This is a genomic window from Massilia sp. LC238 (genome assembly GCF_000735635.1).
GTDB classification, from domain to species: Bacteria; Pseudomonadota; Gammaproteobacteria; order Burkholderiales; family Burkholderiaceae_D; genus Telluria; species Telluria varians.
The window spans coordinates 1-441 of the sequence record NZ_JNNN01000036.1; the positions used below are offsets into that span (position 1 = coordinate 1).

A 441-nucleotide genomic window follows, 5' to 3' on the forward strand; every position below is an offset into this window, starting at 1 on the left:
GAAGTAGGTAGCTTAACCGCAAGGAGGGCGCTTACCACGGTAGGATTCGTGACTGGGGTGAAGTCGTAACAAGGTAGCCGTATCGGAAGGTGCGGCTGGATCACCTCCTTTCTAGAGTAGCACCAGGAGCTAACGCTCCATCATCAAGCGCCTACGCTTATCGGCTGTTGACTGAACTGTACTTATTCAAGACCCTGGTCTTCGATAAGTGTAGTTCTCGTTCTTTAACAATCTGGAAGAAGTAAAGTTTTTTTAAGCGTGCATGTAAAAGTGCACACTTAGGGTAGTAATCAAGTATCAACAAACATGCAATTAAGCTGTACTCTTGATTTCTATGACGATCCCTGTTGTCAGCAGGGGCCAACGTTATAGGGACAAGCGAATAAGTGCACATGGTGGATGCCTTGGCGATTACAGGCGATGAAGGACGTAGTAGCTTGC

At 46.9% G+C, this 441-nt stretch carries 1 rRNA gene; it reads left to right on the forward strand.

Going from position 1 to position 441, the window contains the following annotated elements:
• A 16S ribosomal RNA gene (locus FG94_RS08690) occupies positions 1-111 on the forward strand; the annotation flags it as partial.
• Between the last annotated feature and the right edge of the window lie 330 nt (positions 112-441).